This is a genomic window from Streptomyces sp. NPDC013457 (assembly GCF_043089925.1).
GTDB lineage: Bacteria > Actinomycetota > Actinomycetes > Streptomycetales > Streptomycetaceae > Streptomyces.
The window spans coordinates 92,379-110,488 of sequence record NZ_JBICBL010000011.1; the positions used below are offsets into that span (position 1 = coordinate 92,379).

15 protein-coding genes are annotated in these 18,110 nt (G+C 71.9%); 8 read left to right on the forward strand and 7 right to left on the reverse strand.

Annotated features, from left to right (window positions below; translation table 11 throughout):
• Positions 1 to 289 precede the first annotated feature (289 nt).
• Both ACF1G2_RS27745 and ACF1G2_RS27750 read right to left on the reverse strand, forming a co-directional pair.
• A complete protein-coding gene (locus ACF1G2_RS27745) occupies positions 290 to 1,126 on the reverse strand; it encodes a DUF4097 domain-containing protein (protein WP_391800906.1) in 837 nt (278 codons plus the stop codon).
• Between the two features lie 166 nt (positions 1,127 to 1,292).
• Positions 1,293 to 1,835, reverse strand: coding sequence for a hypothetical protein (locus tag ACF1G2_RS27750; protein WP_391800907.1), 543 nt, complete (start codon positions 1,833 to 1,835; stop codon positions 1,293 to 1,295).
• 165 nt (positions 1,836 to 2,000) lie between these two features.
• Between ACF1G2_RS27750 and ACF1G2_RS27755 the strand changes: the two genes are divergently transcribed.
• Positions 2,001 to 3,776 carry a class I adenylate-forming enzyme family protein gene (locus ACF1G2_RS27755; protein WP_391800908.1) on the forward strand — a complete coding sequence of 592 codons (1,776 nt, stop codon included), beginning with the start codon at positions 2,001 to 2,003 and terminating at the stop codon, positions 3,774 to 3,776.
• 18 nt (positions 3,777 to 3,794) lie between these two features.
• Here ACF1G2_RS27755 and ACF1G2_RS27760 read toward each other — a convergent pair whose 3' ends face one another.
• Positions 3,795 to 5,084, reverse strand: a complete 1,290-nt coding sequence (locus tag ACF1G2_RS27760; protein WP_391800909.1) for a M6 family metalloprotease domain-containing protein — start codon at positions 5,082 to 5,084, stop codon at positions 3,795 to 3,797.
• 306 nt (positions 5,085 to 5,390) lie between these two features.
• Between ACF1G2_RS27760 and ACF1G2_RS27765 the strand changes: the two genes are divergently transcribed.
• Both ACF1G2_RS27765 and ACF1G2_RS27770 read left to right on the forward strand, forming a co-directional pair.
• Complete coding sequence (locus ACF1G2_RS27765; RefSeq protein ID WP_352187160.1) at positions 5,391 to 6,086, forward strand: TetR/AcrR family transcriptional regulator; 696 nt, start codon at positions 5,391 to 5,393, stop codon at positions 6,084 to 6,086.
• Between the two features lie 103 nt (positions 6,087 to 6,189).
• Positions 6,190 to 7,707: an MFS transporter gene (locus ACF1G2_RS27770; protein ID WP_391800910.1), complete on the forward strand. Its 1,518-nt coding sequence runs from the start codon at positions 6,190 to 6,192 to the stop codon at positions 7,705 to 7,707.
• A gap of 85 nt (positions 7,708 to 7,792) precedes the next feature.
• On the opposite strand, the gene ACF1G2_RS27775 is transcribed toward ACF1G2_RS27770, so the two are convergent.
• Positions 7,793 to 8,356 (reverse strand): MarR family winged helix-turn-helix transcriptional regulator, encoded by a 564-nt coding sequence (locus ACF1G2_RS27775; protein ID WP_391800911.1) that lies wholly within the window; start codon positions 8,354 to 8,356, stop codon positions 7,793 to 7,795.
• 133 nt (positions 8,357 to 8,489) lie between these two features.
• On the opposite strand from ACF1G2_RS27775, the gene ACF1G2_RS27780 reads away from it, so the two are divergent.
• Complete coding sequence (locus tag ACF1G2_RS27780) at positions 8,490 to 9,278, forward strand: dioxygenase (RefSeq protein WP_391800912.1); 789 nt, start codon at positions 8,490 to 8,492, stop codon at positions 9,276 to 9,278.
• A gap of 80 nt (positions 9,279 to 9,358) precedes the next feature.
• On the opposite strand, the gene ACF1G2_RS27785 is transcribed toward ACF1G2_RS27780, so the two are convergent.
• Positions 9,359 to 9,898: a GNAT family N-acetyltransferase gene (locus tag ACF1G2_RS27785; protein ID WP_391800913.1), complete on the reverse strand. Its 540-nt coding sequence runs from the start codon at positions 9,896 to 9,898 to the stop codon at positions 9,359 to 9,361.
• A gap of 147 nt (positions 9,899 to 10,045) precedes the next feature.
• Between ACF1G2_RS27785 and ACF1G2_RS27790 the strand changes: the two genes are divergently transcribed.
• Complete coding sequence (locus tag ACF1G2_RS27790) at positions 10,046 to 11,053, forward strand: RNA polymerase sigma factor RpoD/SigA (RefSeq protein ID WP_391800914.1); 1,008 nt, start codon at positions 10,046 to 10,048, stop codon at positions 11,051 to 11,053.
• Between the two features lie 229 nt (positions 11,054 to 11,282).
• Here the strand turns inward: ACF1G2_RS27790 and ACF1G2_RS27795 are convergent, their stop codons facing one another.
• Positions 11,283 to 12,266 (reverse strand): helix-turn-helix transcriptional regulator, encoded by a 984-nt coding sequence (locus ACF1G2_RS27795; protein WP_391800915.1) that lies wholly within the window; start codon positions 12,264 to 12,266, stop codon positions 11,283 to 11,285.
• A 62-nt stretch (positions 12,267 to 12,328) separates the two neighbouring features.
• Between ACF1G2_RS27795 and ACF1G2_RS27800 the strand changes: the two genes are divergently transcribed.
• A complete protein-coding gene (locus ACF1G2_RS27800; protein ID WP_391800916.1) occupies positions 12,329 to 13,864 on the forward strand; it encodes an MFS transporter in 1,536 nt (511 codons plus the stop codon).
• An 80-nt stretch (positions 13,865 to 13,944) separates the two neighbouring features.
• On the opposite strand, the gene ACF1G2_RS27805 is transcribed toward ACF1G2_RS27800, so the two are convergent.
• Positions 13,945 to 14,874 (reverse strand): hypothetical protein, encoded by a 930-nt coding sequence (locus ACF1G2_RS27805; RefSeq protein ID WP_391800917.1) that lies wholly within the window; start codon positions 14,872 to 14,874, stop codon positions 13,945 to 13,947.
• A gap of 433 nt (positions 14,875 to 15,307) precedes the next feature.
• On the opposite strand from ACF1G2_RS27805, the gene ACF1G2_RS27810 reads away from it, so the two are divergent.
• Together ACF1G2_RS27810 and ACF1G2_RS27815 are read left to right on the forward strand one after the other, a co-directional pair.
• Entirely contained in the window at positions 15,308 to 16,402 is a 1,095-nt protein-coding gene (locus ACF1G2_RS27810) for a glycosyltransferase (RefSeq protein ID WP_391800918.1), read from the forward strand.
• Positions 16,403 to 16,407: 5 nt separating this feature from the next.
• Positions 16,408 to 18,096, forward strand: coding sequence for a glycosyltransferase family 39 protein (locus ACF1G2_RS27815; RefSeq protein WP_391800919.1), 1,689 nt, complete (start codon positions 16,408 to 16,410; stop codon positions 18,094 to 18,096).
• The last annotated feature ends 14 nt before the right edge of the window (positions 18,097 to 18,110 follow it).

An 18,110-nucleotide genomic window follows, 5' to 3' on the forward strand; every position in this document is an offset into this window, starting at 1 on the left:
GCAGTGCGAGGTGCCGAGGTGCTAGGCGCCCAGGGGGCCCGGTGGGCGGGCCACGGCGCTGGGCGCGGGCCGGGCGAGGGCCGGGCGGGGGCCGAGGAGGAGCGAGTTCTCAAGCGGCAGAGATGTGGCGACAGGGATACGTCGCGGCATCGTGGGGCCCGGTGGTGGGGCCCGGCGGGTGTTGGGCACGCCCTTTACGGGGCACGGCCGGATTCGTTCCGGGGCGGGCCGAAGGGCGGCCGGCCGTCAAGCCGCCCTTCGTCAGGGTCCACCCAGGCGCTACCGGCTCTCAGGCGCGGCGGATGACGATGTCGCCGACGCTCGTACGGCCCCGGACCTCGACCGTCTCGTCGGACTGGCCCGGGCCCTCGGCCGTGCCCAGCTCGTTGCGGACCCGACCCGCCTTGGACCGTACGTCGAGCCAGGCGGCCGTGCCCTCGGCGATGCCGACCTCCAGGCCGCCCGCGGCGGAGTCCAGGGTGATCCGGCCGCGCACCACCTCGTCGAGGCGGATGGCGCCGCTCGCCGTCTTGGCGGTGACGGAGGACTCGGCGCGTGCGACGCCGATGGGGCCGTTGGACGAGTTCACGCGCAGCTCGCCGCTGATCTCACCGATGGCGGTCTCGCCGTTGAGGTTCCTGATGGTCGCCGCTCCGTCGATCCGGCCGACGCGTACCCGGCCCGAACCCTGGATCTCGGCCTCGCCCGTCGTGCGGTCGACCAGGATGTCGCCGTGCGAGGTCTTCAGCCGCACGGCCGCGGCCTCCTCCAGCTGGATGTCCCCGGCGGCGGTCGTCAGGCGGCAGTTCCCGAACCGTCCCTCGCCGATCAGCTCGCCGAGGCCCGTGCTGCCGATCAGCTCCGAGCCCGCGGGCAGTTCGACGGTCACGTCGACGGCCCCGACCTTGCCGAAGAGCGAGCGCTTCTTGGGTCCCCTGACCAGCAGCTTTCCGCCCGCGCAGGTCACCTTGGTCTCGGCGGCGGCCTGGACGTCCAGCTTGTCGCCGGGGTCGCTCGGCATCACCTCGACGACGGTGTCGGTGCGCTTGCCCGCGACGATCCGGGCCCGGCCGATCTCGATCTCGACGGTGGCGGAGAGGGGTTCGGGGGTTTCGAACGTGGGCATGGCTGAGCCGTCCTTTGGCTGGGTGGAGGTGAGCGCCGGGCGAGGTGCCTCGGTGGGGCGGTGCTGGGCGCCTCGGTGGCGCAGTGGTGCAGGGGGCGCAGGGGGCGCAGGGGAGCAGTGGTGCAGTGGCGCGAGGTGATCCCGGATTCCGGTCGCCCGGGAGTGGCTAGCGGACCCAGCCGGTGAAGCCCTGGCCGACCGCCGGGCCCAGGCCCGTCGTTCCGGTACGGCTGCGGCCGGCCGCACCCGCACCGGGTTCGAGGGCGGCGGTCACGGCCCGGACGAGCCAGGCGTTGACCGAGAGCCCCTCTCGGCTCGCGGCCTCCTCGACACGGAGCTTGAGCTGGGCCGGCGGTCGGAAGTTGATGCGCGAGGGGGCGCCCTCCTCGACATCCGCGGGGAGCGGCGGCGGTGGGGGCGGCGGCGCCGGCAGCGAGGCCTCGGGCTCCTCGAAGACGTCGGCGGTGGGCGGCGGGGTCACCACGAACTCGGGGTTGAGTCCGCGCAGTCGCAGGTCGACCGAGCCGGGCGCCAGGTCGCGGGTGACCTCGTCCATCGCGTCCGACAGGGCGTTGAGCAGCGTCAGGCGGGCGGCCGACTCGAGCTGACCGGTGAGCCGGTCGGCCAGGGCGCGTGCTTCGTCGCCTCCGGCCTCGGCGGCCACGCCGAGCTCATGGCGGAGATTGTCTACGTAGGGCGTGAGGTCCATGACGCAATGGTGGCACCATCGTGGCGCCATTGCAAGTCTTGTGGCGCCACGGTGCGCCAGAGTGTCACCGGGTGGCGCCACCGTTCCGGAGCTGAGGTTCGACCGCTGGTAGCGGTGCATGGCGGCGGTTGACGAGGTGGGAGGGTGTGCATAGCGTCCGAGCGGGTGAGCAAGCGCTCAGGGAAGGTGGTCGTCGTGGGTGGTGCCGTCGATCGGCTGGTCGAGCCCGGGGCCCTCTTCGCCGTCGAGGACGGGGTGTACGTCGAGGGACCCCGCACGCTGCGTGAGTTCGTCGAGGCCACCTGGGCCTACGGCGAGCGGCCTTTCCTCGTCTCCGAGGACGGGGTGCTGAGCTACCGGGAGTTCTTCGACGCCGCCTGCGGTCTCGCCCGGACCCTCGTCGATCAGTACGGACTCCGGCCGGGGGACCGGGCCGCAGTCGCCATGCGGAACCGCCCCGAGTGGCAGATCGCCTTCTGGGCCGCCCAGCTCGCCGGCCTCGTCGCCGTGCCCCTCAACGCCTGGTGGACCGAGGGCGAACTCGCGTACGCCCTCGACGACTGCACGCCCCGCATCCTCCTCGTCGACGGGGAGCGGGAGGAGCGGGTACGGGTGTGGGCGCGGGAGCACCACGTGCCCGGCATCGTCTTCCACGGCGCCGACGCCGCGAGCCCTCAGGGCGGTCAGGGCCCCGACCCCGCGAGCCGCCGAAGCGGCCAGGGCCCCGACCCCGTTCAGGGCCCCGACCCCGCGAGCCTCCCAGGCGTTCGGGGCCCCGGCCCGCTCGCCCGCACCGGCGGCGGTGCCGGATTCCAGGCGTACGTACGCGACACCGACTCCCTCCTCGGGCCGCCGCCCGTCGACGTCCTGCCCGAGCACGACGCGACGATCATCTACACCTCCGGTACCACCGGCCGCCCCAAGGGCGCCGTCGCGACCCACCTCGCGCAGGCCGGGGCCGCGATGAATCCGCGGTACTACGCCGCTGCCTCCGCCCTCGGCCGGGGCACCCTGCCCGGGCAGGGCCCGGCGCCCGTCTCCCTCACCACGTTCCCGTTCTTCCACGTGGCCGCCTTCACGTCCTTCTACTCCGTCATGGCCGCCGGCGGGACCCTCGTCCTCATGCGGAAGTGGGACGCCGACAAGGCCCTGGAGCTGATCCGGCGCCACCGCGTCACCCACTACGCCGGCGTCCCGACCACCGCCCTCCAACTGCTCGACCGCGCCGAGGAGACCGGCGATCGGCTGGAGAGCCTCGTCATGCTCAACACCGGAGGCGCCGCCGCCCCGCCCGAGCTCGTCGCGCGCCTCGCCGCCGCCTACGGGGAGCGCGTCGAGCCCCGCAACGGCTACGGGCTCACGGAGACCTGCGGCGGTGTGTTCGCCAACTTCGGCGCCGAGTACCGCGCCCACCCGCGCAGCGTCGGCCGCCCCACGCCCGCCACCGAGGTCCGTGTCGACCGGCCCGACGCCGCCGGCGTGGGGGAGCTGTGGCTGCGGGGGCAGTCCCTCGTCCGCGGTTACTGGGGCGACGAGGCCGCCACCCGGGAGGCCTTCACCGAGGACGGGTGGTTCCGCACCGGCGACCTCGCGCACCTGCGCGACGGGCGCGTCACCATCGTCGACCGCCTCAAGGACATGGTGATCCGGGGCGGCGAGAACGTGTACTGCGTCGAGGTCGAGACGGTCCTCCAGGAGCACCCCGAGGTCCTCGACGCCGCCGTCCTCGGCGTACCGCACCCCACCTTGGGGGAGGAGGTCGCCGCGGTCGTACGGCTCAAGGAGTCCTCGGCCGTCACCGCCGAGGAGCTGCGGGCGCACGTCGGCGCGCGCCTCGCCGCGTACAAGGTGCCCGCCCACATCGTCGTACGGGACGAGGAACTGCCCCGCAACGCCACGGGAAAGGTGCTGAAGCGGCAGCTGCGGGAGGCGCTTCCGTAAGCGCTCCCGGAGGCGACCTCAGGAGCGTGTGATCCGGACGCGGTATCCGCCCTTCGCGTCCTCGTCCACCACGGTGATCGTGATGCCGTTCGTCCGGTCCGTGAAGGTCTCGCCCGGGCGGTACGGAGCGTCCGACAGCTCCGCGTGGACGTTCGGGCGGCGCGTGCAGCCGCCGCTGTCCTTGTCGCTGTCCGCCACGGTCACCGGACCGTTCCCGGTGTCGACGTCCGACTCGACCCGGTAGATCAGGACCCCCGGCTCGCAGACGGCCTCGTCGTTGCCCTCACGGGTGCGGACCTCGACCGCGTAACCCGACGTGTCCGAGAGCGGGACGAAGGCCAGCTTCCGGCCGCCCGCCGTGGCCAGCGGGGTCAGGAGGTGCTCGGTGGTGCCCTGCCGGGACGAGCAGGCGATCTGGTGGTTGTCCAGCCAGCCCAGCTTCCACTTGTGCCAGCCGAGCAGGTCGTTGTTGGCCCCCCAGTCCTCGGACATGATGTCCCAGTGCCCGACCGTGCCCCCGCCGTCGACGGTGTAGAGGTCGGGCAGGCCGAAGACATGGCCGTTCTCGTGCGGCAGGACGCGGAACCCGGTCTCGGCGTACGTCCCCGAGCCGTCGTCCTGGCGGCTGTAGACGAAGGACGTGTTCGAGAGCGGGACGCCGTCCGCGTACGGCGCCTCGTCGTTCCCCGAGAAGGTCACGGACAGGACGGTGTCCAGGGCCGAGGGCCCGGCGTTCGGGGTGACGAGGATGTTGACCAGGTCGTACGCGCTGAAGTCCACCTTCGGGTCGGCGGCCTTCACGATGTCCTCGACGAGGCCGCGGTACCCCGGTTCGTACGGTGAGCCGCGCTCTATCCCGTACGAGGCGAAGGGCTGCGGCATCCGCAGCCAGTCGGGTATCGGGGCCTCGGGGTGGTAGTGCAGGCGCCCGTACGAGCTGGTGCCGAACCACTCCGCCGTCTGCGGGAAGAACTCGTCGTAGCGGCTGAGCGCCGTGCCCTCCCCGGGCGCGTCGGGGAAGTCGACCATCAGGTTGAGGGCTCTGACCCGGCCCGTGGAGCGGGCGTACCCCGGGGCGGTGGGTATGCCCTCCGACATCTGCACACCCATCGTCGTCGTGATCCGGCACGGCCCGAGCGCCGCCGCGGCGTCCGCGCCGTCCGCCGGGGGCGCGGACGCCACCGGGCCCGCCGATGCGGGGGGCGGACCGGGGAGCGTGGAGCTGGCCGAGGCGAGCGCGGCGAGTGCGACGGCGGCCGTCGCGGCGAGAGCGACGGGTCTGCGTATGTGCCGGCGGGTCTGCTGCATCGGTCGCCTCTCCTGATCAGAGCTGCTGTTCGATCAGCCTGTGTCGGGAGGCCCGGGGGCGCGCGCCGGGTTGGCCCGATCGTGGGTATTCCACGGAGCCATGGCTGTGTGACCCGGATCACATTCGAGGTGGGAAATAACCGGGGACTCCCTCCCCGTTTAAGCCTGTGTTCGAGGAAGTGGGGACTCGGTCCCCGCATCGGAATCAAGGCTCGGAATCAAGGCTCGGAATCCAGGCTCGGAGTCCAGGGTCGGAATCCGAGATCGGATTCCGAGTCGTCCGGATCATCAGAAGGAGGCAGTGGCGTGACCACCGAAACCGGCACCGCGCCCGCCCGTCGCGCACCCCGCCCGCGGGCCGACGCCCTGCGCAACCGCGAGCGGATCGTCACGGCGGCCCGGGAGATGTTCGTCGAGTTCGGCCCGCAGGTGCCGCTCGACGAGATCGCGCGTCGCGCCGGGGTCGGCAACGCCACGCTCTACCGCAACTTCCCCGAGCGCAATGACCTCATCCACGAGGTCGTCGTCTCCGTCACGTCCCGCACCACGGACCTGGCGGAGGAGGCGGCCGCGGCCGTGGACGCGGGGGAGGCCGACGCCTTCGACGCGCTCCGCCGCTTCACCCACGGCGCCGCCGACGAACGGATCGGCGCCCTGTGCCCGATGCTCGACGGCACCTTCGACGCGAACCACCCCGAACTGCACGCCGAACGCACCCGGTTGGAGACGGCCGTCCAGGGCCTCGTCGACCGTGCGCACCGGGCCGGCAGGCTCCGTACCGATGTCGGTGTCGGGGACCTGATGGTGGCCGTGTCCCAGCTGACCCGCCCGCTCCCGGGCACCGCCTGTCTGAACATGGACCGCTTCGTCCACCGTCATCTGCAGCTGTTCCTGGACGGCCTCGAAGCGCCCGCGCGCTCCGTGCTGCCCGGCTCGGCCGCCACTCTGGAGGATCTGCGGGGCGACTTCTGCGAAAGCGCCCCCGAGCCGACCGTCCCGTAACCCGGTCCCGGAACCCCGTCCCGGAACCCCCCCCGAAACTTCTGCTCGACCCACATTCCTTACGTCCAGTTTTTCCTTTACGTACCAAGAGGTGGCCACACCCATGTCCGAAACCGATCCCAGGCGCTGGAAAGCCCTGGTCTTCATCGCCCTCGCCCAGCTGATGGTCGTGCTCGACGCGACGATCGTGAACATCGCGCTGCCCTCCGCCCAGCAGGACCTGGGGATCTCGGACGGCAACCGGCAGTGGGTCATCACGGCCTACGCCCTCGCCTTCGGCGGTCTGCTGCTCTTCGGCGGCCGCATCGCCGACCTGTGGGGCCGTAAGCGCACCTTCGTCGTCGGTCTGATCGGCTTCGCCGCCGCCTCCGCCCTCGGTGGGGCTGCGACCGGCGAGGCGATGATGCTCGGTGCCCGCGCGCTCCAGGGTGCGTTCGGCGCGCTGCTCGCGCCCGCCGCGCTCTCCCTGCTCGCGGTGATGTTCACCGACGCCAAGGAGCGCGCCAAGGCGTTCGGCATCTACGGTGCGATCGCCGGTGGCGGTGGCGCCGTGGGTCTGATCCTCGGTGGCTTCCTCACCGAGTACCTGGACTGGCGCTGGACCTTCTTCGTCAACATCCCCTTCGCGATCGTCGCCGCCGCCGGCGCGTACTTCGTGATCCGTGAGCCGGCCGGCGGCCGCAACCGCTCGCCGCTCGACATCCCCGGTGTCGTCCTCTCCACCCTCGGCCTGGTCGCGCTCGTCTACGGCTTCACCCGCGCCGAGTCCGCGGGCTGGTCCGACGCCACGACGATCGGTATGTTCGTCGGCTCCGCCGTGCTCCTCGCCGCGTTCGTCCTGACCGAGGCGAAGGTCAAGTCGCCGCTGCTGCCGCTGCGCGTCCTGACCGAGCGCAACCGCGGCGGTGTGTACCTCTCGCTGGGCCTGGCCGTCATCGCGATGTTCGGCCTGTTCCTCTTCCTGACGTACTACCTCCAGGTCGTGAAGGGGTACTCGCCGGTCAAGACGGGCTTCGCGTTCCTCCCGATGATCGCGGGCATGATCGTCGGCTCGACCCAGATCGGTACGCGGCTGATGACGCGGGTTCCCCCGCGCTGGCTGATGGGTCCGGGCTTCCTGACCGCCGCGGTCGGCATGCTGCTGCTGACGCAGCTGGAGATCGGCACGTCGTACGCCGGTCTGATCCTCCCCGCGCAGCTGCTGCTCGGCCTCGGCATGGGTACGGCGTTCATGCCGGCGATGTCGCTCGCCACGCACGGCGTCGACCCGCGGGACGCCGGTGTGGCCTCCGCGATGGTCAACACCTCGCAGCAGGTCGGCGGCGCCATCGGTACGGCTCTGCTGAACACGATCGCCGCCTCGGCCACGACCGCGTACATCGCCGATCACGCGGCCGGCGCCACGAGCCAGGGCGCCCAGAAGCTGCTGCAGCTCCAGGGCATGGTCGAGGGCTACGCGGCTGCCATCTGGTGGGCCGTGGGCATCCTGGCCGTCTCGGCCGCGATAGCCGTGGCCCTCATCAACACCGGTAAGCCGGAGCTCGGCGTGGTCGCCGGCTCGGGTTCGGGCGAGGGCGAGGGTGCCGAGGACGAGATCAGGATCCCCGTCATCGCGCACTGACGCACCCGCCCCCCGAAACCCCGCGCGGGCCCGTCTCCCGGTCGCCCGCGTGCGGCCTCCCGGTCACCTCCTGCCCTGGCTCCGCTCAGCGGAGCCAGGGCAGGTCCGCGTTCGGGTCCGTGGGCTGGAGGCCCTCCGCCATCACCTTCATGATCGTGCCGAGCTGAGCCACCTGCTCCGTGCTGAGCCGGTCGAACATCGCCTGCCGCACGGCGCTGACATGGCCGGGGGCCGTCCGCCTCAGCACCTCGTACCCCTCGTCCGTGAGGCGCGCGAACTGCCCGCGCTTGTCGGAGGGACAGTCCTCGCGCACTACCCAGCCGCTCTTCTCCAGGCGGGCGACGGCGTGGGAGAGCCGGGAGCGCGTGATCTTGGCGTCCTTGGCCAGCTCGGTCATCCGCAGCCGGCGCCGGGGCGCCTGGGAGAGGTGGACGAGCAGGCCGTAGTAGATGTGCGGCATGCCGGCGTCGCGCTGCAGCTGGCGGTCGAGGTGGTCCTCGAGGAGGGTGGTGGCGTGGAGGTACGCGCGCCAGACGCGCTGTTCCTCGTCGCTGAGCCAGCGGGGCGCGTCGGTCTGCGCCGCTTCCGTCGCTTCCGTCGCGTCCGCCGCTTCTGCCGGCTGCGCTGTGCCGTCGGGTGCCGTGGTCATGCGATCCATCCTACGACTCGTCCTTGAAAGTTGAACTACATCGGCCTACGCTCGCAGCAAGGCAAGCTTGAACCTTCAAGCACTCCTGCCTCGCCCCTTACTCGCACCCTTCGGATCACGGGAGGCGGTCGTCATGGACGCCACGCTGGAACGGATGCCCGCCCTCTACCTCTCGCACGGCGCCCCGCCGCTCGCCGACGACCCGGTCTGGCCGGGCCAGCTCGCCGCCTGGGCCGCCGGGCTGCCCCGGCCCAAGGCGATCCTGATGGTCTCGGCCCACTGGGAGGAGGCTCCGCTCGCCCTCGGTGCCACCGAGACGCTGCCGCTCGTCCACGACTTCTGGGGCTTCCCCGAGCACTACTACCAGGTGCGGTACGCGGCGCCCGGAGCGCCCGAACTCGCCGCGTCCGTCCGCGCGATGCTGCGCGGCCCCGGTACGCCCGTGCAGGACATCCCCGACCGGGGTCTCGATCACGGCGCGTACGTCCCGCTGGTGGAGATGTTCCCGGACGCCGATGTTCCGGTACTCCAGATCTCCCTGCCCACCCTCGACCCGCGGAAGCTGATGGACATCGGCCGTCGGCTCGCGCCACTGCGCGACGAGGGCATCCTCATCGTCGGCAGCGGCTTCTTCACCCACAATCTGGCCGCACTGCGGCACGTGGGGCCGGGGGTGCCCGGCTGGTCGGCGGAGTTCGACGACTGGGGGCGGCACGCCCTGGAGGCGCGGGACATCGACGCGCTCCTGGACTTCGAGCACACCTCCCCGGCGGGCCGCCTGGCCCACCCGCGCACCGAGCACTTCGCGCCGCTCTTCGTCACCCTGGGCGCGGCGGACGCGGCCGGGGACCTGGACGGCGGGCGCAGCGTGATCGACGGTTTCTGGATGGGCCTCGCGAAGCGCTCGGTCCAGTTCGGGTAGGGAGAGGGATCGGGGCGGAGGGTGGGAGGCGGGGGCGGGCGGGGATCCGGCGGGATCCGGCGGGTCCGCGCCGACCCGCGTCACGAGGGGTGTGAGAGGCGCTTCTCGTACCAGGCCACGTCCCAGTAACGGCCGAACTTCCGGCCGACCTCCTCGTACGTGCCGATGTGGCGGAAGCCGAACCGTGCGTGGAGGCGGACCGAGGGCTCGTTCGGCAGCGCGATGCCCGCGTACGCGCGGTGGACGTCCTCGGTCGCGAGGGCCTCGAAGAGCCGCTCGTAGAGGAGCGTGCCGATGCCGCGGCCGACGGCGTCGGGGGAGAGGTACACGCTGACCTCGACGGAGGTGGAATACGCCGGTTTCGGGCGCAACGCGCCACTGGTGGCATATCCGAGAATTCGCCCTTCCGCCCCCTTCCGGACATCCTGAGCAACCAGAAGGCGATGCGGGCCGTCTTCAGGGTAGGAGCGGAGCCAGGGAAGTCGTTGCTCCGGAGTGAAGGGTTCGGTGTCGAAGGTGATCGCGGTTTCGCGGACGTAGTGGTTGTACATGTCGGTGAGCGGGGCCAGGTCACCTTCCGTGCCCGGCCTGACCTGCGCCTCTGTACATCTGGACAGCATGCGACCCCCTCGGTGGCGGCACAGGGTACTGCATGATCGCGAAAATCGATGCGCCGCGTGGGAATTCTGTCCTGATTCCAGTCGTTGTTTCCGTCGGATGCAGGGCACCCGGAAGGGTGTCGCGACCTACTCAGCAAGGGAGCACGCATGGCAACCCGTGCCGTCGCCCGTCGTCAGTCCTCCGCCACCAGCGGTAGTGGCAAGAGCCGGGCGAGCAGCGTTCGCGTCGTGGGCGGGGAGATCGCCGACCGCGACCTGGTCGGCATGTACCTCGACGAGATCGCACGCACGCCCCTGCTCGACGCCGCCAAGGAGGTCGAGCTCTCCCAGACCATCGAGGCGGGTGTCTACGCCCGGCAGATCCTCGACGGCGAGGTGGAATCGGAGGCGGGAAACGCGTCCCGTGAGGAGCTCGAGGCTCTGTACGAGGCGGGCGAGCGTGCCAAGGACCTCTTCATCAAGTCGAACCTCCGGCTGGTCGTCGCCGTCGCGCGACGCTACCCGCGCAGCGGTCTGCCGCTGCTCGACCTGATCCAGGAAGGGAACGCGGGCCTGGTCCGCGCGGTCGAGAAGTTCGACTACGCGAAGGGCTTCAAGTTCTCGACGTACGCCACGTGGTGGATCCGCCAGGCCATCACGCGGTCCATAGCCGACCAGTCGCGCACGATCAGGCTCCCCGTCCACCTGGTGGAGGAGCTCGGACGGATCCGGCGCGTGCAGCGCGAGTTCAACCGGGAGAACGGCCGGGAGCCGGAGCCCGCCGAGGTCGCGGCGGAGCTGGGCTCGACGCCCGAGCGGGTCGTGGACGTCCTGGACTGGGCGCGGGACCCGGTCTCGCTGAACATGTCGGTGGACGACGAGGGCGAGACGCAGTTCGGCGACCTCCTGGAGGACACGTCCGCGGTGTCGCCGGAGCAGTCCGTGCTGACGCTGCTGCGCAGTGAGGAGCTCGACGACCTGATCGACAAGCTCGACCACCGCACGGCGTCGATCATCCGTATGCGGTACGGCATCGAGGACGGCCGCGAGCGCACGCTGACCGAGGTCGGCAAGGAGCACGGCCTCACGCGTGAGCGGATCCGCCAGATCGAAAAGCACGCACTCCTGGAACTGAAGAAGATGGCCCGCGACACGGGCTTCGACGCGGTGGCCTAGCGCGGTCGGCGCACCGGGCGGCGACCGGTGCCCCCGCCCTCTCGGGCGGGGCGTCCGGGCGGCCGGGCGCGGCGTCGACCGTGCGCGGGCCGTTGCCGCGGGCGAGCGCACGCGCCGCAGCGCGGCGGCCTTCGGTCTCCGCGACGACGGCCCCGAGCAGCGGGTGCCCGAGGCGTCGCCGCGCTGGCGGCGTGGCGGGCGCGCCCTGGGGCACGTCCGCCCGGAGCGTTCACCCCGCGTCTGCCGCCGCGCTCGTCGCCGTCGCCGCCGCCGTCAGGCGCGCGCCCAGGTCCTTCGCGTACGTCGTCAGTGAGGACGGCGCGTGGATCGTGAACGGGGCGTCCACCAGGGCCAGCCGGATGGCCAGCCATTCCGTGGAGTCCGCGGTGCGCGTGCGCAGCCGGCACGTGGTCGCGCCCGTCGGCGTCGGGGTGAGGTGGGCCGGGAGGCGGGCCGCCACGAAGTCGGCGGGGGCGTCGAAGGTGACGTCCAGGTCCAGTTCCGGCTGCGCCCGGGACATCGAACGCGTCATGTACTCGGCCGCGCCGCCCGCCGGGAGCTCCCTCGGGGCGAAGCGCGCCCCCGTCGCGAACGGGTCGGACACCCGGTCGACCCGGAACGTCCGCCAGTCCTCGCGCTCCATGTCGTACGCCACGAGGTACCACCGCCGCCCCGTCGACACGAGCCGGTACGGCTCGACCAGGCGGCGCGACTCGGTCCCGTCCCCCGCGCGGTAGCCGAACCGCAGCCGTTCCTGCGCCGTCACCGCGCCCGCGAGGGCCGTCAGAGTCGACGGCGCGACCGTCGCCCCGTCCCCGCGCGTCAGCGGGATCGTCGCGTTCTGCAGCGTGGACACCCGGTGCCGCAGCCGCGACGGCAGCACCTGCTCCAGCTTGGCCAGCGCCCGTACCGACGCCTCCTCGACGCCCTCGATCGCGTGCCCGGCCCCCGCCCGCAGGCCCACCGCGATCGCGACCGCCTCCTCGTCGTCGAGCAGCAGCGGCGGCATGGCCGTACCGGCGACCAGGCGGTACCCGCCCACCGCGCCCTTCGTCGCCTCCACCGGATAGCCGAGCTCCCGCAGCCGGTCGATGTCGCGGCGGATCGTGCGCGCGGAGACCGAGAGCCGCTCGGCGAGTTCGCTGCCCGGCCACTCACGCGGTGTCTGGAGCAGCGAGAGCAGATTCAGGAGTCGTGCGGGAGTGTCCGTCATGTGTTCCAGCATGCGTCGCATCTAGGACATCAGCTGACCTACATGCCCTCTACGTTTCTCCTATGAGTTCACACGACGCCGCCGTGCAGGGTGCCGCGGCCACCGACCGGAGGCGCTGGATAGCCCTCGCCATCGTCATGACCGCCGCCTTCATGGACCTGGTCGACGCCACGATCGTCAACATCGCGATCCCGAGCATCGAGCGGAACCTCGGCGCGTCCTTCGGAGCGATCCAGTGGATCACCGCCGGCTACGCCCTGGCGTTCGCCGCCGGTCTGATCACCGGCGGCCGTCTCGGCGACATCTACGGCCGCAAGCGGCTGTTCCTCCTCGGCACGGCCGGCTTCACCCTCGCCTCCGCGCTCTGCGGCTTCGCCGCGAACCCGGAGATGCTGGTCGCCTCCCGCCTGCTCCAGGGCGCGGCGGCGGCGATGATGGTCCCGCAGGTCCTGTCGATCATCCACGTCACCTTCCCCGCGCACGAGCGCGGCAAGGTCTTCGGCATGTTCGGCGCCATCATCGGCCTCGGCGCGGTCTCCGGCCCGCTCCTCGGCGCGCTGCTCACCCAGTGGAACATCGCGGGCCTCGAATGGCGCCCGATCTTCCTGATCAACCTGCCGGTCGGCATCGCGGGCCTGATTCTGGGCCGGAAGTTCATCACCGAGTCGAAGGCGCCCAAGGCGCTCCGCCTCGACATCGTGGGCGTGCTGCTCGTGACGCTCGCGCTGCTGATGCTGATCTACCCGCTGACGCGCGGCCGTGAGCTGGACTGGCCGCTCTGGGGCCACCTGTGCATGGCCGGCAGCCTCGTCGTCTTCGCCGCCCTCATCGGGTACGAGAAGTACAAGACGAAGAAGGACGGTTCCCCGCTCCTCGAACTGACGCTCTTCAAGGTGAAGAGCTTCGCGGGCGGAATCGCGGTCCAGCTGACGTTCGGTGTCGTGATGGGCATCTTCTTCCTGGTCTGGACGCTGTACATGCAGGTCGGTCTGGGCTGGAGCCCGCTGAAGGCGGGTCTGACGGGCGTGCCGTTCTCGATCGCCGTCTCCACGGCCGCCGGTCTGTCGGTGCAGAAGCTCGTCCCGCGCTTCGGCCGCAAGGTGCTGCAGACGGGTGCGGTGACGATGGCGGCGGGCATGCTCCTCTACCTGTGGGAGGCCGGGCGGTACGGGACCGGCATCGAGCCCTGGCAGATGATCCCGCCGCTCGTCGTCATGGGCGTGGGCATGGGGCTGATCGTGGCCCCGCTGACGGACGCGGTCCTCTCGGACGTGCCGCGCGAGCACGCGGGCTCGGCCTCGGGCCTCATCAACACGACCGGGCAGATGGGCAACGCGCTCGGACTCGGTCTCGTGTCGGTGGTCTTCTTCGGCGTGATCGACGAGGAGCGGCTGGCGAAGGCGCCGGGGGAGATCGGCGCGGCGTTCACCGACGCGTTCCAGAACGCGCTCGGGTGGGCGGTGGCGGTGCTCGCCGTGATCTTCCTGGTGATGTTCGCGCTGCCGGCGAAGCCGAAGCAGCACATCGAGGGCGCGGACGGCGACGAGGGTACGGATGCCTCCGTGACCGTCGAGAAGGAGCCGGTACTCACGCACTGACCCTGGGACGACGACGGAAGGCCCGGACCGGGATGCCCCGGTCCGGGCCTTCCGCTGATGCCCGGCGTACACCGCTCAGGTCAGGAGCGGTTCACCACGCCCTGGGCTTCCAGGCTGCGGCTGAACTTGGTGTTGCGCAGCACCACCGGAGTGGGTGTGTTCTGGAGGAACCAGGCCTCGTCCCAGGTGAACTGACCGTTGATGTCACCGTGTGTCTGGTACACCTGGCCGCCCGTCGTGAGCACCTTGATGTAGGCGTTGTCGCCCTGGGCCTCGATGCCGACGGCGCACACGTTCGGCGGATAGCCGGGGTTGGCGGGGTCCATACCGACAGGCGTGGCGTTGGTGAGGTCCTGCCAGGAGATCGGCCCACCGAGGGAAGCAGCCTGACCGGCGAACACCTTGCCGCCGGTGAGGACGGCCTGGAAGTCCTGGGTCGCGCTGGGCGCGTAGAGGTCGATGTCCGAGCAGGGCCCGGTGGCACCTGTGGCACCTGTGGCACCCGTGGCGCCGGTCGCACCCGTAGCCCCGGTGGCGCCCGTGGCTCCGGTCGCCCCCGTAGCCCCCGTGGCTCCGGTCGCGCCGGTGGCTCCGGCCGGGCCGGTGGAGCCGGTGGGCCCGGTGGGACCCGTCGCCCCGGTGGCTCCCGTGGCGCCGGTCGCCCCCGTAGCCCCCGTGGCCCCGGTGGCGCCCGTCGGACCCGTCGGGCCCGGCCGGACGTTCTGGCAGTGGTCGGGGTCGCCGACCGGTGCTGCCAGTACGTAACGGTCGTACGCCCGCTGGGACGACGACTGCAGGTACTGCGCCAGGCTGCCGCCCGTGTACTGCTGGACCTGATGGTCCACATAACCCTCGAGATCACCGAGCGCGGGAGCGCCCTCGTGCGGCATCGGGGCGCTCTCGCGCGACACCGGGCCCCACAGCACCGGGTCCGAGCTCTGCTCGTTGTGCGGGCGCTGGTTGTGGTCCTGGCAGTCGTCACCTCCCGACGGTGCGCCTGCGGCGTTCACTCCCGAAGGTCCGGCCGCGCCCTGGGGCGAGGCGGATCCGGGGGTCGTGAACCCCGTGAGAACAAGTGCGATCGAAGCGATGGCGCCTCCGTTGAGCCAGGCGCGGCGTCGCGGAAGCGGGCCCAAGATGGACCTCGTCCTGGAATCAGGACTCATGCAACAGCTCCTTACTTCATCCGGATCGAGTGGTGCACCGGAAGCGAGTTCGAGCTTCCTTTCAGATCATCGGATCGCGCTCACGCCGCCTTTACGGCTCCGGAAGGACTGTCAACGCATGGCCTACCGCTGCCATCCCCCTGGGTGCGTACACGGCGGCGAACCTGAAGGCGCCCGTCGGCGTGGTGTCCCCGGCGGTCCCGGCCCCGTGCTTAAGGTCGCCCCCCACCGACCCCGCCGAAGTGGTGTTGCCGTGAAGCCGTCCATCTGCTTGTGCATGATCGTCAAGAACGAGGCCCGGGTCATCGAACGGTGTCTCTCCTCCGTCCGGGACCTCGTGGACACGTGGGTCATCTCCGACACCGGCTCGACCGACCGGACCCGGGAGCTGATCCGCAAGGCGCTCGACGGCATCCCCGGCGAGCTCCACGAGGAGCCGTGGGTGAACTTCGGGCACAACCGGAGCCTGAACCTCTCCCACGCCCGGGGCCGGGCCGACTACGTCCTCCTCCTCGACGCCGACCTCGTCCTGCGGCAGGACGGCCCGCTGCCCGCGCTGACCGCCGACGCCTACATGCTGCGCCACGAGGGCGCGACGGAGTACCGCATCAAGCGCCTGGTCAGGGGCGATCTCCCCTGGCGGTACGAGGGCGTGACGCACGAGTACCTCACCGCGGACCGGGACCACGTCCAGGAGAACCTCGACGCCCTCGTCATCGAGGACCACGCCGACGGGGGCTCGCGCCACGACAAGTTCGAGCGCGACGCCCGGCTGCTCTCCGCCGAATACGAACGCGACCCCTCCAACACCCGCACGGTCTTCTACCTCGCCCAGACCATGCGGGACATGGGCCGTACGAGTGAGGCGATCGACCTCTACGAGCGCCGCGCGAGCATGGGCGGCTGGATCGAGGAGGTCTACTACGCGCTGCTCCAGTCCGGGGTCCTCAGGGCGGACACGGGCGACTGGCCGGCCGCGGCGGACGCCCTCTCCCGCGCCTGGGAGGCGCGCCCGGAGCGCCTCGAAGCCTGCTACGAGCTGGCGGCGCGGCTGCGGAAGATGAACCGTCACCACAGCGCCCACGCGATCGTATCGGCCGCTGTCGACCGCAGGCCGCCGGACGACATCCTGTTCACCCAGCCGTGGGTGTACCGCTGGGGGCTGCTGTTCGAGTTCTCGATCACCGCCTACTGGGTCGGGGACTTCGCCGGGTCCCTCACCGCCTGCGACCGGCTTCTGGCCATGCCGGACCTGCCCGACGCGTACCGCGAGCAGACCGTGCGGAACCGCGAGTTCGCCGTGCAGAAGCTCGGGCTCGCTGCCGTCCCGGAGCCTGCCGCCGCGGCCCACGCGACCGCGCCACGGGGCTGAGGCCCGTGGCGACCCCTCCTTCCGCCCCTCCTTCCGCCCTTCCTCCGCCCGTCGCCTCCCCGGCCCGCGGCCGCACGGCGCCCGCGACCGTCCGGCGCGCGGGCGCCCGGCCGGACGGGCGGGGACGGCGGCCCGAGGTGTGGCTGTGGCCGACGCTGCTCACCCTCGCCCTGACCGTGTACGAGATCGGCAGTCCGCTGCTGTGGCAGGACGAGCTCACCACCTGGGAGGTCGCCCGCCGCTCCACCGGCAGGCTGCTCGACACGCTTCAGCACGTCGACGCGGTCCTCGGCGCCTACTACCTCCTCCTGCACGGCTGGATGAGCGTCTTCGGGGACTCCGCCACCGCGCTGCGCCTGCCCTCGGCGCTCGCGATGGCGGGCACCGCCGGCTGCACGGCGCTCATCGGGCAGCGCCTCTTCGGCCGACGCGCGGGGCTGGCCGCCGGTCTGCTGTTCGGGCTCGTCCCCGTCGTCACGCGGTACGCCCACGAGGCCCGGCCCTACGCCCTCGTGGTCCTGGCCGCCACCCTGGCCACCCTGCTGCTGCTCCGGGCCCTGGAACGCCCGGAGAGCCGGTGGCGCTGGACCGCGTACGCCGGGTGCGTGGCGGCGGTCGGGCTGCTGCATCTGATCGCCCTGACCGTCCTGGCCGGGCACCTGGTCCTTGTGGTGCGGCGGGCCCGCGCGGATCGCTCGACCGCCCTGCGTTTCGGTCTCGCCGCGCTGGCCGGTACGGCGGCCGCCGGTCCCGTGGTGCTGCTGGGCCGGGCGCACGCAGGGCGCCAGATCTCCTGGATCCCCGGCCCCGACCTGTGGAGCCTGGTCACCTTCCTGCCGCAGCTGTACGCATCCGCGCTGGTCGCCGGAGCGATGACCGTCCTGGCGGCCCTGGCCGGGGGCGACCGCCACGGGGCGGCGGTGAGCCGGGCGAGCGTGAGCCCGGCGGCGGTGAGCCCGGAGCCGGACGGAGCCGAGCCCGACGGGGCCAACGCCGGCGGCTCCGCGGCCGACCGACCCTACGCCGACCGGCCCACGGCCGGAAGCTCCGCGGTCCTCGGTCTCCTCGCGCTCGCCCTGCTGCCACCCCTGCTGCTGTGGGCGGTATCGCACGGCGACGTCTCGTACTTCTACTACCGGTACCTGCTCTTCACCCTCCCCGCCTGGGCCGTGCTGGCCGGGGCGGGGGTCGCCGGTCCGCGTTCACGCCTTCGCTCGCGGGGAGCCGTCGCGGGGGTCATCGTGGCGCTGGTCCTGCTGACGCTGCCCGAACAGCAGGCGGTACGCCGACCGTTCGCCCACTTCTGGCAGGGCGTCGACTTCGAGGGTGCCGCCCGGACGATCGAGAAGTATCACCGGCCGGGGGACGCGGTGGCGTTCGACCGGGGGGACGACCACTGGCGCATGCTCGACGTGGGTGTCCGTTTCTACCTGGCGGACGGGCTGCGGCCGCGCGATGTCTTCCTGGGCACCGCGGCCGCCGACCGCGCCGACCTGTGGTCGACGGAGTGTCCCGACCCGGCCGCCTGTCTGCGGGAGGAGCCGAGGATCTGGCTCGTCGTGGCCGGTGACGCGGCCGATCCGCTGGACGCCCTCCCGGCCGCCCAGGCGCGGGCTCTCCGAGCCCGCTACACCGCGACCGGCGCCGAGCGGCTGACCGGCGTGACGGTGGCCCTGCTCGTTCGCCTCCCCTAGACCGGCCAGGGGAG